Raw genomic sequence first — 13,460 nt, forward strand, 5'->3', positions numbered from 1 at the left:
TTAATTAAAGTGTACCGAATATTCTATCTCCTGCGTCTCCAAGACCTGGTACAATATAGCCGTTTTCATTAAGTTTTTCATCAAGTCCGCCAATATAAATATCAATATCCGGATGCTCTTTTTTTAATCTTTCAAGTCCTTCCGGAGCCGCGATAATACACATGAAGTGAATATTCTTAACGCCCTTGTTTTTAAGCATTGAAATAGCTGCACTGGAAGAACCTCCTGTTGCAAGCATAGGATCTACCACATAAATTTCTCTGTTTGCACAATCCTCCGGAAGTTTACAATAATATTCTACCGGTTCAAGGGTCTTTGGATCTCTGTATAATCCAATATGTCCAATCTTAGCTGCCGGAATCATGGTAAGCATTCCATCAACCATTCCAAGACCTGCACGTAAAATTGGCACAATAGCTACTTTTTTACCCTTTAATTGTTTAACTTTCGTTTTTGTGATAGGTGTTTCAATCTCTACATCTTCAAGCTCTAACTTTCTTGTTGCCTCGAAAGTCATAAGCATTGCAATCTCTCCAATAAGCTCTCTGAACTCTTTTGAACCTGTTTCTTTTTTACGAATAATCCCGATTTTATGCAAAATCAAAGGATGATCCATCACTTTAATTTCTGGCATTGTCAGTCCTCCATTTTTCTAATAAACAATCAATCTGTTCTTGTATCATTTTATAACAATTATCGTATACAGTCAAAGTTTTACCGTAAGGTTGCACAATATCACCACTTTTACCGTTATATTCTGAAAATACAAAAACATTTTGTGCATTATCATAATCTGACAATATAACCTCTTTTTGTTTTCTTTCCATTACTAAAACCAGTACATCTTTGGAAAATTCTTCGTTTTTCAACTGCTGTGATTTTAAACCGGAGGTATCAATTCCATTTGCAAGCATGACTGCTTCCGCCTTCTGATTTAAAGGTTCCTCAAAAAGAACTACTATTCCTCTTGATAAAGCCCTTATATCAAGATTCATTTGTGCAGCTTTTTTATTAAAGATTCCTGCTGCTATCTGAGAACGGCAATTTCCATTATTGCACACAAAAATAATGTTTTTTATCTCATCCATCATTTTTTCCTCCTTTTCCATTGCAAGAATCTCTATCTTACCCATTGATTTTTTATTCTTTAAGGTATTTTGTGATAACGTCCCATATGTCTTCATTTTCATTTCCCAACTTCCATACTGATACACCTGCCAACGAGTTACTTTTTACACGCTTCATCTTTTCTTCAATAGAATTTGCATCTTCTAGCCACATTTCATATACCGATCCGTTTAAGGAATATCTTGCCTTGTTTTGTCCGCAAGATTCTTCCCATACAACATTTGCGTTATTTTCCGAAACCAGTGAAAGAGACTCTTTCATAGAAACAGTTTCCACGGATATATCATAATCTTCTTTGTTTAATTCTGCTGATTGTGAAATTCCCCCCCCTTCTTTTGGTGTATAACACCAGTTTCTTGTATAAAAAGGTAAACCTAATACCAGCTTATTGGAAGGAACACAATTATCATTTATCATGGCATTTATACCAGTTTCCACAAAGGAAACAGATGCCACGGAACCCGGATTTTCAACACTGTAATGTTCATCATAAGCCATAAGCATTATATAATCAGCCACTTCTGCTTGGGATTTCACATCATAAAAACTGTTAAAATCAAAAGGAGTGTAATCACATACAGAAAGAACCAGTCCGTTTTGTCTGCATTTTATTGACAATTCCCTGATGAATTCTATATAACCTCTTCCGGCGTCCGCGCTTAAGCTTTCTATATCAACATTGATACCATCGAGATTATATTCAATGGCCTGAGCCATAATTTTATTAATCAGCTGCTGTCTACTGCTTGTTACTGATAAAAGTAAAGTCATATCCACATCCGGATTATCAACATTTGTAACCATTCCCCACACTTCAATGTTGTTATTGTGGCAATAGGAAACATAAGAAGAATCTGCCAGTGATGAGATATTTCCTTCAGTGTCTACGGTTCTAAACCAGGATGGAATAACCGTATTTAGGCCTTTAGTTCCCGCTACAAGTCTTTGAATATAGCTATTGGCAGTAGAATTAAAAATCTGATTCCAGGCTATATTTAGCTTGTAATTTTTCTGAATATTTGTATATTCAGGTTCTACAAAGTCTTCATTGGTAATAACCTCATCGGTAAACTCGTTAAGCGATTTTTTCTTTATATAACCTATAAAACCATCAGCACTTCTTACACATGCCCAATCTTTATCCAGGTCATCCAAAAAAGTGACCTTATCATTGGCATTTACATCTGTTAAAATTTCACTTTTAATCCCGGCCTTAAGTCTTATGGAATCATTCTTTTTAAGGGTAGCTACGCTACTTTGTCCCCATTTGTTTATTATTTGAACATGATAAGGATTTTCGTATAAATCATATTTTATGTTGGTAAATTCCTTAATAAAATCAAGGGCAATATATGCCTTGTCATTATTTACAAAAAATATTTTATAAGGCACTTCCTTTTTTTCTTTTGCTTCATTATAGTCGCTTTCATCTGCCTGAACACTTACAAGGGACTGTGGCAAAGCATACAAAAGGAGATTTTCCTTTGTATCCCAGTAAAATCCTGTGTTTAATTCTTCCCTTACAGTGTCGTAGTCAATATAAATCTGACCGTTTCTTATAAGACCTGTTGTGTCAAGCTTTGAATCCTGAATTACTATTCCCACCTGGTCATCCTCAGATATATTAAAATAAGTCCTTAAGTCCATTCTGTCTTTTCCAGGTGAAAAATGACTAACAAGCTTAACCAAAACAAATATTAAAACAATAGCTATTATTGATAAAATTAAAACCATTGTTAATCTTTTCTTTTTCATATTTTCCTCCTATTATTCAATTCATTTTGTTAGTGTTCTTCCTTAATTTGTAAGATGAAACAGAAATAAAACAAATAAACCTTAAATTTTGTTTTACTACTTTATCATGGTCACAAATACACTTTCTTCATTATATCATGATATATTATATTTTTATTATATTAATTAAAACTTTATTAAAATATTATTACAAAAAATCCCCTTACATCATATAAGAGGATTTTCTTCGTTGTCAGTATATTCCTTTTTAGGTTAATTTGTTACAAATGCTGTTTTCTTATAAGCTCTTTCCTCCTTTCTTTTAGCGCAAACAAGGCCAAAAGGTGTGATATATTGCCTTTGCTTTTTTTAAATTACAGGTAAAAAGTCATGTCTTCTTTTTTCATACACTAAAAATACCTGCAAAATATTTAAGTAATTTCTGGATTTTTTAAGTGAACACTTTTGAAAAAAATTGAAATGTATGGGTCGTAAAGAAAAAATTACAACACATATTTTAGAATGTCACGAATATCCTTGAATAAGATACTCTATTTTTTTGGAAAATGCAAGTATTTTAAGTTAAATTTAATATTTTACATTCTATTTTTAATTACACCCACCCTTCTTAAGGATTGAGCAGAAAAAAATCTTCTAAATTTTATAAAAACATAGATTTAAAAGGTTATCTTATTCAGACAAAAACACGAAAATTAATGTATAAAGAGGATAAGTTTTTGAAAGCTGACAGCTAGCTGACTAAAGATTAAAAATTTAGAAACTGCCTTTACATAAAACCTAAAAATCGTTATACTATAGGTTAACTAGGGAGTTGCAGGTGTTTTCTTTATAAAAAACTCTCTATTGTAAAAATGCGATACACAATTCAAATCTTTTTTGAGAGGATGTGATTTTTTGAAAATAGAAAAAGTTAATGAAAATCAAATCAGGTGTACACTAACTAAGGCAGATCTAGCTGAGCGTCAAATAAAACTTAGCGAATTGGCTTATGGCACAGATAAGGCCAAGGCACTTTTCAGAGATATGATGAGGCAGGCTGCTTCCGAATTTGGATTTGAAGCAGATGATATACCTTTAATGATAGAAGCTATACCTTTATCTTCAGAATGTATTGTACTTTTAGTAACAAAAGTTGAATATCCGGAAGAATTAGATACAAGGTTTTCTAAGTTTGTTCCATCTGACGTTGATGATGACGAATCCGACATCCAGCCATTTGCCCAAAATGATGGTGCAACAGAAATTTTAGAACTTTATGACAAATTACAAAAGAATGTAATTGACGATAATAAGAAGAAGGGAGATGGTTTTGTGCCTTTGTCAGATACAATAGCCCAGGAAAAAGATACCAGCAAGGATGCGGTTGCCGACGTAGCAAATATCGACATGACTGCATTATATGTTTTCGATAAATTCGATAATGTTATCAGAATTGCAACTGTTCTTAAAGGTTACTATTATGGTGTAAATTCACTTTACAAAGAAGAAAACGATTTATTCTATCTTACAATTAACAAAAGTGGACATTCACCTGAAGAATTTAACAAAGTGTGCAATATTCTTTCTGAATATGCAAAATCACAAAAGAGTTCAAAAGCTACAATAGCTTATATCAAAGAACACTACAAACCAGTTATCATAGATGATGCCCTTCAGGTACTTGGACAATACTAAGTTTTATATAAAGACCAGTTGATATTGATTATCAGCTGGTTTTTTATTGCCCAAAAAGAAAAAAGCTACTGCAATAAACAGTAGCTTTACAATCTAAATTATAAATTATTATTTTGCCATTTGAGCAAGTTTTTCTTTATGCTCAAGAAATGCATTTAATTCATTGATAAGAGCATCTGGATTAATACCATGAACGAAAGCTGCCTCTTCAAGGCTCTCTCCCTGAGCTGATGGACAACCAATGCAATGCATACCAGCTTCCATAAGAAGTCCCATCATATTTTCATCTACCTGTAAAAGATCCGCAATTATCATATCTTTTGACACTCTAGCCATTTCTACACGTCCTCCTTTTATGTAAAATAATGGTGCTATAACGCCTTCACATCATTTTAGTAACCTTCTGGTAGAAGGTAAAATTCTATTTACCATACACCAATATCAATTATAATACAATTCAACATTGTATGCAATCTTTTAGATGGCTCTTTTAGAAATTTTTTGTGTTTTTAGTTCATTTTTCACTTGTATAAACACTTTTTATGTATTACAATAACAATTGTAATGCAGTCAATAATTTTTATCAAATAATTCAAAAGGAGGATTTTATTATGGCTTATGTAATTACAGATGAATGTGTATGTTGTGGAACATGTATCGATGAATGTCCAAGCGAGGCTATTAGCGAAGGCGATGACAAATATGTAATCGATGCAGATGCTTGCGCTGATTGTGGAACATGTGCTGATGCCTGTCCAAATGAAGCTATCGTTGAGGCTTAATTCTCAATTAATTGGCTATTAAAACTTAAAAATTACAGCCTCTTTGCGAGGCTGTTTTTTATTTATATTCTGAATGTTCTAAATTTGCAAACTTGGTATAATCCGGTAACCATGCAAGTTTTACAGTTCCTACCGGGCCGTTTCTTTGTTTTGCAACTATTACTTCTGCTATATTCTTATCTTCAGTATCCGGATTATAATAATCATCCCTGTAAATAAACATAACAACGTCTGCGTCCTGTTCTATGGCTCCTGACTCTCTAAGGTCAGAAAGCATAGGTCTGTGGTCAGGTCTTTGTTCAACAGCTCTACTAAGCTGGGAAAGGGCTAAAACAGGTACATTAAGCTCTCTTGCCAAGGCTTTTAAAGACCTTGATATATCAGATATTTCCTGCTGTCTGGATTCTGATTTTTTGCTGCCCCCCTGCATTAACTGCAGGTAGTCAATAATTACCAGTTTAACATCCTGTTCCAATTTATATTTACGACACTTTGACCTGAGTTCAGAAATAGAAATATTCGGTGTATCATCAATTATTAGTTTTGAATTTCCAACGATTCCGGCACCTTCTATGAGCTTTTCCCATTCTTCATCATTTAAACGGCCTATTCGGATGTTTTTTGAATCAACCTTTGATTCTAAAGCCAGTAATCTGTTTACCAGCTGTTCCTTTGACATTTCCAGTGAAAAAAGGGCGACACAGTCTTTTGTTCTGCAGGCAACATTTGATGCAATATTTAATACGAGGGCTGTTTTTCCCATGGAAGGTCTTGCGGCGATAAGCAAAAAATCTGAAGGCTGAAGACCGGAAAGCTTGAAGTCAAGGTCATTAAACCCTGTTGGTATTCCGGTTATGGCTGAATGATTTTTAGAGGCTTCCTCAACCTTTTCCAGGGCACTTATTACAATATCCTTTATGGGGGTGTACTCAGATACTTTTCTGTTTTGAACAATATTAAACATTGTCTTTTCTGTATCTTCAAGTATATCCTCTAAAGGCTCGCTGTCTGCATAACATTTATTTTCAATTTCTTCATTTGCCTTAATAAGCTTTCTAAGAACCGCCTTTTCACGAACAATGCCGGCATAGTATTTTACATTGGCTGATGTAGGTACATTAAGTACAATATCATCCAGATATGAAAGTTCTGTAACCTCAGGTGGAAGCTCTCTTTGTCTTAACCTTTCCTGCAAAGTGATATCATCCACAGGTTTGCCTTCCTGGTACAGTTCCACCATTGCATCAAATATTTCACCGTACTGTCTTTGATAAAAATCATCCTTAGAAATAATTTCGGAGGCAACAATAATTGCCTCCCTGTTTATTAGCATGGAACCGATAACCGATTGTTCTGCCTCATTGCTGTGGGGCATAACTCTTCTTTCAACTTCCATATTTTACTCCTCTACAGCATGAACTCTTATAATAGCTGAAACCTTTGGATGTATCTTTAATGTAACTTCATGGTATCCCAGGGATTTTATGGCTTCAGGAAGAACCAGTTTCTTTTTATCGATTTCTATTTTTAACTGTTCTTTTACAGCTTTAACAATTTCTTTTGAGGAAACTGAGCCAAATACCTTTCCACCATCTCCGCATTTTACGGGTATTTCCACACTTTTATCCTTTAATTCTTCTGCAAGGGCTTTTGCAGCTTCTAAATTTTGAGCCGCCACTTTTTCTTCATGCCTTTTTGTAAGTTTTAAATCATTTAAATTGCTTTTTGTAGCTTCTACTGCCAGTTTTCCAGGAATCAGTTTATTTCTGGCATATCCATCACTGACATTTACAATATCTCCTTTTTTACCTAAGGACTTAACATCTTCTTTTAATATAACCTTCATTTATATATCTCCTTTTTCCGACATGTCGTCTATTAGTTTAATAATCATCTCTTTAGCCTGTGGAATACTTACTCCTTCTATCTGGGCACCGGCAATATTCATATGCCCGCCTCCTCCTAATTGTTCCATTAAAACCTGAACATTGATTTCGTCTATGGATCTGGAGCTGACATAGATTTTTCCATTGTATTCCGTAAGGACCACTGAAGCTTTTACACCAATAATATTTAATAATTCATTGGCAGCCTGAGCACCTACCACTGTAGGACTTTCTACGGATTCACTAGGGCAAACGGAAATTGCAAATCCATTATGAACCTCTGCATCTTTAACTGCTGCTGCCCTTGCCTGATAAGATTCCATATCATTTCTAAACATCTTTCTGACTCTGGTAACATCTGCACCGCATCTTCTTAAGTAAGCGGCAGCCTCAAAGGTTCTTACCCCGGTTTTCGACATAAAATTATTGGTATCAAGCATAATTCCCGCAAAAAGACAATCAGCTTCTTCCTTTTCCATTTTAAGTCCCTCTGAAAAGTATTGAAGAATCTCTGCTACCATTTCAGAAGCTGAAGAAGCATAAGGCTCTACATATGATAATACTGCATTGTCTATGACTTCAGAACTTTGTCTGTGGTGGTCAATAACTACTACACTTCTGCATTTGGTAAGTATTTGCGGACATTCTGTATAACTTGGACGGTTTACATCAACTACTATAAGAACTGTCTGATTATTAACCAGTTCCAAAGCTTCATCACTGTTTACAAAAATATCATCAGGATACTTACTGTTTTCGCTGATATAATCCACAAAAGGTCTTAAGGAACTTGAAACTTCATTTAATACAATATGGGCTTTTTTACCAAGTTCTATGGCAGCCCGATAAACTCCCACAGCAGAACCGAAGGAATCTATATCACCTATTTGATGGCCCATAATAACCACTTGGTCTCTTCCAAGCATTATTTCTCTAAGGGCATGGGCTTTTACCCTGGCTTTTACCCTGGTGCTTTTTTCAATCTGCTTAGTTTTTCCACCATAATAGGAATTATTTTCTTTTTCTTTAATAACAGCCTGATCTCCCCCTCGTCCAAGGGCTAAATCTATAGCCATTCTTGCATATTCACAGCTTTGAAGATAACTGTTTTCATTAACTCCAATACCGATACTCAAGGTAACAGCTATGTCATTTCCCAGATTAATGGTTTTAACATCATCTAAAATAGAAAATCTGTCCTCTTCCAAAACACTTAAAAAATTCTTTTTAAAAGCAATAAAATACTTATCTTTTTCAATTTTTTGAGCAATTCCATCAATTTTTTCAATGTATTGATTAATTCGCCTGTCAACTAAGGCCGAGAGCATGGAACGCTTTACTGTGGCAACTGTCTCTAAGGCTTCTTCATAATTATCAAGATAAATAAGCCCCGTAACAAGCTGTTGGTCCTCGTTTTCTTTTAAGGCTTTACTAAGTTGTGTATCATCATAGATAAATACCGCATAAAGGCATCCGGAAAAAGTGGGATTTTCATCTGTTATTCCCAATTCTGCAAACTCTTCAAAATAAATCTTTTTTAAATTTATACGAAAAACTCTACCATGATAGTTTTGAAATACTGTATTTTCATCCTCGTCCCTTTTTAACAATTCTTTTGTAATACCGGGAAAAATGGCTGTTATAGACCTTTTATACTTTAATTCTTTTTCATCAAGTTTTGAAAAGGCATTATTCATCCACATTATCCTTGCATCCTCATCTAAAAGGGCATAAGGAACTATATGATCTTTTATAAGTTTTCGTTGAACCTGAGCGAATTCCGTTCCAAAAGCGACAAATTCTTCATGAATTGTCTTTCTGAAATAGAAATATAGAACTATTGCAAGCAGAATATAGCATATCATTAAAACAAACATTATAATTCCTGCTTTAATGTTCAGGACAAACATAACCCCATCAGTAACTGCCAGTAATATTCCGGCAATTAGGGCAAATACAAAAAAAAGCTTGACCTGACCCAGCATTTTCGTCTTATTATTCATGAACTACCTCCGTATTTATAGATGATTATACCATCAACGAGTGTTTATTAAAAGAATAACTTTGCAAGGCTAATAGCCCTTTGCTCCCATGTATGTTCCTTTTTTGCCATCTCATAGCCCTTATCAGCTATTATTTGAAGATTATTCTCATTTGACAGGGCATTATCTATAATGTCAGCTATTGTATCCGGCCTGTCTACCTGAAAAATCAAAGAGTTTTCATTGTTTACAAGAAAATCCTTTAAATAATAAGAGCTGTCTGTAAGGCATACTGCCTTGTTTAACATGGAATTAAAAATCCTGTCATGGGCTCCTTCTTTAAACCAGGGCATTATATTTAAGGATATTTTCCCGTTGGAAATTACCTCAAGGCAGCCTCTTGAATCAAGATTTCCGTGGTCAATAAGATTTTCGGGATGGTTACACTTTAATTTATTCCAGCCGTTTCCAAAAACATTTACCCTTATTCCCTTGTCTACCAGGCTTTTTACAACCATCTCTCTGGAATAATATCTTACATATAAGTCTATAAATGCCATATTTCCAAATACATCTCTTAAATCCTCTTTAGAAATGTCCGAAATTTCATCTGTTACATGTTTTGTAACAACCTCTTCAAAACATCTTTTAGGATTTGCTAACATATCATCAATAATATCCCTATAAAACTTCTCATAATCCGGTCCCTTCATAGAAATAGCCTCTTCACAAACACTGTAAGGAGCAAAATTTCCCGTAAATACTACTTCCATATCCCTGTCTTTTATCTTTTTATATTGACTTTCTTCATATATAGGTGTTCCTGCCAAAGGTAAAAAAGGACCTCTATTTATATGGGGAAAAAATTTTTCCATAAATTTTTCATGATTTTTGTCTATACTAATATGGATATAGGTTTTGGGAACCATCTTTAAAAATCCATAATAATAAACCGGATGATCCACCACTATATTATAAAAGGGAATTTTCAAGTCCTCCCACATATAAATGCCTTCCTCGTCTAAAAATATTTCATAGCCGGAAATGCCATGAAAATTAAAACTTACAGCTATAGTGTTATCCGGTTCAATAAATTTAAAAAGTCCCTCAAGACTTGATTTTACATTTTCATAATCAAACATAAAGACTCTAAAGCCCATTTTTTCAAAGGCAAGCTTCAACTGTCTTGAGAAGTACCCCGTAGTTTCTATCTCGCCTTCAAACATTATTATATTTTTTTTCATATCCTCATCCCTGATTCTGTACAAAAGACTTTAATAAAACTAAAAACCTAACTTTTATATCGACATTTAAAAATAAGACCAAGAACCCAAAAATCTTAAGATTTTTCTACTTTTTTATATTCTGCCAATACACGATTAAGCTTTAAAGCTTCTAGTCTTATATTGTTTAAATATTCTGAAGTATTAAAAATATGTCCTTCTTCGCTTTCCCTTAATGAATCCAAATCCTTTATCCTGTCAGTATTATCTTCATTAAGATTTTTCATGGATTTTAAAAGGTCATCAATAGCATAAGCGTTGTCTTCTGCCTGCTTTGAAAGAACCTGTAGTCTGTCTACGATATCAACATATCCCTTGGAATCATCTCCTAATTTTGTAGCCTCCACAATAGCCCCAAGAGAAACCAGTCTTGTTTCCTCTGTAATGGCAAAAATCGCCTGAAGGTATCTTTCTATTTCCTCAATATAATCCTTATCTCTGGAATTAACGACGGAAATTTGCTGTACAAACAAAGTAGCATCCTTATTTTTATCAGAAATCTTGTCCAATTCCTTAGAAATATGTCCCTCATTAAACAAAATATTATCAGCCGAACTTTCAATATGCTGAACCTGGTATCCAAGCTTTTCCCTGTCTTTAATGGAAATTCCTGAAGATTGATAAAGCTTCATATAAGCATCCTTAATATTATTTGCCAAATCAAAGGCGGCTCTTGCCAAGTCTCCAATCTCGTCATTTCTTCTTAAATCTCTTTCTTCAAACTCCAGTTCAAGATCTGAATCAACCATTTTATCAATCTGTCCGGTAACTCTTCTAAAAGAACTGAATATAATTTTTAAGAAACAAAAAGTCTCCACCAAAACCACAAAAAATATAACAACAATACTTACCAGTTGTTTAGACTTTGTCTTTTCAAATACTTCTCCTGCATCATCCAGAGATTTTCTAGCATAAATCATCCCCACAATCTCTGAAGTTGAAGGCTGTTTTAAAGGCACGTAAAGACTGTAGTTATTATTTTCATCAACTAAGAAAAGACTTTCCCCTCCCATTACACTTTTCCATGTTTTATCATAGATTTTACTATTATCAAAACCATCATAAAATAAACAGGGTTCATTTTCCCAGAAAATACAAATACTGCTTTTAGTGCCTTCTTTAAAATTTTCAATAAGGCTATTGTCAGAATTTATTGTATTTTTTCCGCTTTTTAATATCTTATCCTTACTGCTATAGGAAAAATCCCCATCCTGGCTGATGGTCACATAAAAGGAATTAGCAATGGAATTTAATTCATCTTGCATAAAACCCTTTTCATAACTTTCAAATGAATATTGTTGTATGAAAACATAAGCTGCTATTAAGATGCCTAATGACAATAACATAGCAAGACCTATTTTAAATCTTATAGAATGCACTTTTATTAAATTATTACTCATCCCTGTCTCCTGTATTATATTTTGATGTTTTAACAAAAGCTTTGCCTTTTTGCCAAAACCAAACAATTTCAATAATATCTAAAATCATTTTTTAACAGTTTCATTTTTCTATAGTAGTATATCGACTATAAATATTTTATTTACATAAGTTTTATCAATATTCTGTCTTTTAGGTATTTTTACCTATTTCCTAATGCTTTTTTAAACTTTCCTTTTAATCTTACTAATGTCAGTTCTAAGATAATATATTATCAAAGCTGCTGAGCAAATAAGCCAGGTTAGTGGCCAGCCCATATATACTACTTTTAAATCATGAAAAACATTGCAAAAGATTGCCAGATAAATCTGTCTTAATATTACATGGCTTCCCACCATAAAATACATAGGTACTTTTGTAAGGCCCACTCCCCTTAATACACCTGATATTGTATTGTTAATGGGAATAGTTATGTAACCTAAAACAAATATCTGAGCCTGAATAAAGCCAGCTTCAATTACATCTTTATCTCCGGTAAAAATTCCTACAAGATTTCTTCCAAAGATTAATACTGTTACTATAAAGACTGCCGTAATTATATATTGCATAATAAGGGCTGAACTGATACCTTTTTTTATCCTGTCATAATTTCTGGCACCATAATTCTGGCCTGCAAAGGTGGTTATTGCCATACTTATACTTTGTCCCGGCAGAATAATAAAGCTGTCTATTTTGGTATAGGTACTGTAACCTGCAATAGCTGCTGTTCCAAATCCGTTAATGTAGGATTGAACCCACATATTTGAAAAAGAAATAATGGCCGTTTGTAATGCAGTAGGAACACCAATTTGTATTATTCTGATTAAACATTCCTTATCAATACACATTTTTTTTAAGCTTAGTTTATAGTCTGCTTTTACGGTAAAAAGTCTTATAAGGATAAGAATTGCGCTGACAGCCTGAGCTATAACAGTAGCTATGGCCGCCCCTCTTACTCCCATTTTTAATCCTAAAACTGTATAAAAATCCAGAACAATATTGATAAAAGTTGAAATAAGCAAATAATAAAAAGGTCTTTTAGAATCACCTATAGCTCTTAAAACTCCTGCTGCCATATTATAAATCAATAAAAATGACACTCCCCCAAAAAATATCCTTAAATATTCTAAGGCTAAGGGCATTACATCCTTTGGCGAACCAATTAAAATAAGAATGGGTTTTGATATAAATATTCCAAGAAGGCTGATTATGATGCACATAATAAAGGCAAACATCATAGTTGTATGAATTGCCTTTGACATTTTATCTAACTTACCTGCTCCAAGATATTGAGCTATAACAACACTGGCCCCTGTGGCAAATCCCATAAAAAGTCCCACCAGCATTATTATAAATATGGATGACTGTCCCACCGCACCTAAAGCAGCAGAGCCTATGTAATTTCCCACTACATAAGTATCAACCATATTGTAAAGTAACTGGAAAAAATTTCCCAAGAGAAGGGGAATAGAAAACTTAACAATTCCTTTCCATATACTCCCCTCTAAGAATTCATTGTTAATTATTTCTTCGGATTTCATTTATTCATCTTCT

Annotated in this window: 12 protein-coding genes; 2 read left to right on the plus strand and 10 right to left on the minus strand. The window is 33.7% G+C overall.

The annotated features are described in order from the left end of the window. Positions 1-4: 4 nt before the first annotated feature. Genes upp through BM153_RS08360 form a run of 3 tightly spaced genes read right to left on the minus strand, consistent with a single transcriptional unit; the run spans position 5 to position 2,883 of the window. The gene (gene upp, locus BM153_RS08350; protein WP_092872653.1) at positions 5-634 is read right to left on the minus strand and encodes a uracil phosphoribosyltransferase; all 630 of its coding nucleotides are present in this window, start codon (positions 632-634) and stop codon (positions 5-7) included. After that, the gene (locus BM153_RS08355; RefSeq protein ID WP_242949099.1) at positions 621-1,190 is read right to left on the minus strand and encodes an arsenate reductase/protein-tyrosine-phosphatase family protein; all 570 of its coding nucleotides are present in this window, start codon (positions 1,188-1,190) and stop codon (positions 621-623) included. Before BM153_RS08355 ends, upp begins: the two co-directional genes overlap by 14 nt. Next, positions 1,141-2,883 carry a glycosyl hydrolase family 18 protein gene (locus BM153_RS08360; RefSeq protein WP_092872655.1) on the minus strand — a complete coding sequence of 581 codons (1,743 nt, stop codon included), beginning with the start codon at positions 2,881-2,883 and terminating at the stop codon, positions 1,141-1,143. The genes BM153_RS08355 and BM153_RS08360 overlap by 50 nt, the downstream gene beginning before the upstream one ends. A gap of 894 nt (positions 2,884-3,777) precedes the next feature. Between BM153_RS08360 and BM153_RS08365 the strand changes: the two genes are divergently transcribed. Beyond that, a complete protein-coding gene (locus BM153_RS08365) occupies positions 3,778-4,557 on the plus strand; it encodes an adaptor protein MecA (protein WP_092872657.1) in 780 nt (259 codons plus the stop codon). A 108-nt stretch (positions 4,558-4,665) separates the two neighbouring features. Here BM153_RS08365 and BM153_RS08370 read toward each other — a convergent pair whose 3' ends face one another. After that, entirely contained in the window at positions 4,666-4,893 is a 228-nt protein-coding gene (locus BM153_RS08370) for a DUF1858 domain-containing protein (protein ID WP_092872659.1), read from the minus strand. Positions 4,894-5,168: 275 nt separating this feature from the next. Between BM153_RS08370 and BM153_RS08375 the strand changes: the two genes are divergently transcribed. Continuing rightward, positions 5,169-5,339 (plus strand): DUF362 domain-containing protein, encoded by a 171-nt coding sequence (locus tag BM153_RS08375; RefSeq protein ID WP_092872661.1) that lies wholly within the window; start codon positions 5,169-5,171, stop codon positions 5,337-5,339. 58 nt (positions 5,340-5,397) lie between these two features. Here the strand turns inward: BM153_RS08375 and dnaB are convergent, their stop codons facing one another. From dnaB to BM153_RS08405, 6 genes are all read right to left on the minus strand, one after another. Beyond that, on the minus strand, positions 5,398-6,735 hold the full coding sequence (dnaB, locus tag BM153_RS08380) for a replicative DNA helicase (RefSeq protein ID WP_092872663.1): 1,338 nt from the start codon (positions 6,733-6,735) through the stop codon (positions 5,398-5,400). 3 nt (positions 6,736-6,738) lie between these two features. Beyond that, positions 6,739-7,185: a 50S ribosomal protein L9 gene (gene rplI / locus BM153_RS08385; RefSeq protein ID WP_092872665.1), complete on the minus strand. Its 447-nt coding sequence runs from the start codon at positions 7,183-7,185 to the stop codon at positions 6,739-6,741. Continuing rightward, entirely contained in the window at positions 7,186-9,228 is a 2,043-nt protein-coding gene (locus tag BM153_RS08390) for a DHH family phosphoesterase (protein ID WP_092872667.1), read from the minus strand. 47 nt (positions 9,229-9,275) lie between these two features. After that, entirely contained in the window at positions 9,276-10,451 is a 1,176-nt protein-coding gene (locus BM153_RS08395; protein ID WP_092872669.1) for a glycosyltransferase family protein, read from the minus strand. Positions 10,452-10,546: 95 nt separating this feature from the next. Beyond that, positions 10,547-11,890, minus strand: coding sequence for a methyl-accepting chemotaxis domain-containing protein (locus tag BM153_RS08400; protein WP_092872671.1), 1,344 nt, complete (start codon positions 11,888-11,890; stop codon positions 10,547-10,549). Positions 11,891-12,091: 201 nt separating this feature from the next. Further along, entirely contained in the window at positions 12,092-13,447 is a 1,356-nt protein-coding gene (locus tag BM153_RS08405) for an MATE family efflux transporter (RefSeq protein ID WP_092872673.1), read from the minus strand. Between the last annotated feature and the right edge of the window lie 13 nt (positions 13,448-13,460).

The organism is Acetitomaculum ruminis DSM 5522 (assembly GCF_900112085.1).
Classification (GTDB): Bacteria; Bacillota; Clostridia; order Lachnospirales; family Lachnospiraceae; genus Acetitomaculum; species Acetitomaculum ruminis.